Origin of the sequence: Micromonospora sp. AMSO1212t (genome assembly GCF_008868145.1) — a bacterium.
Lineage (GTDB): Bacteria > Actinomycetota > Actinomycetes > Mycobacteriales > Micromonosporaceae > Micromonospora > Micromonospora tulbaghiae.
The window spans coordinates 1-504 of record NZ_WBKS01000284.1; the positions used below are offsets into that span (position 1 = coordinate 1).

A 504-nucleotide genomic window follows, 5' to 3' on the forward strand; every position below is an offset into this window, starting at 1 on the left:
CGACCGCCTCGCGCGGCGAGATGCCGAACAGCGCGGCGTCGAACTCCCCCGCGTCGTGCAGGAACCCGCCGGCCGTGGTGTACGAGGTGCCGGCGTTGTCCGGATCGGCGTGGTAGAGCCGCTTCAGGTCCCAGCCGCGATCCGTGGGGAAGTCGCCGATGGCGTCCCCGCCGGACGAGACGAACTCCCACAGTTCCTCGTGCGAGCTGATGCCGCCCGGGTAGCGGCAGCTCATCGCCACGATCGCCACCGGCTCGGACTCCTCGGCGGTGACCTCGCGCAGCCGTTGGCGGGTCTGCTGCAGCTCGGCGACGACGCGCGTCAGGTATTCGCGCAGCCGCTCTTCGTCCGCCATGACATCTCGCTTTCTCGTGACACCACAGGTCCCCGTACGGCTCAGGAGAGCCCGAGGTCCTGGTCGATGAGGTCGAACAGCTCCTGGTTGCTGGCCGCCCGCAGCCGGCCGGCCACCTCGGCGGTCTCCTCCCGGCGTTCCTCCGCGAC

General features: G+C 70.6%; 1 protein-coding gene. It reads right to left on the reverse strand.

Annotation, left to right across the window (positions count from 1 at the left end; genetic code table 11):
• The coding region (locus F8279_RS29825; RefSeq protein WP_151501725.1) for a beta-ketoacyl synthase N-terminal-like domain-containing protein at window positions 1-355 on the reverse strand (355 nt) is incomplete at its 3' end.
• Window positions 356-504: the final 149 nt, after the last annotated feature.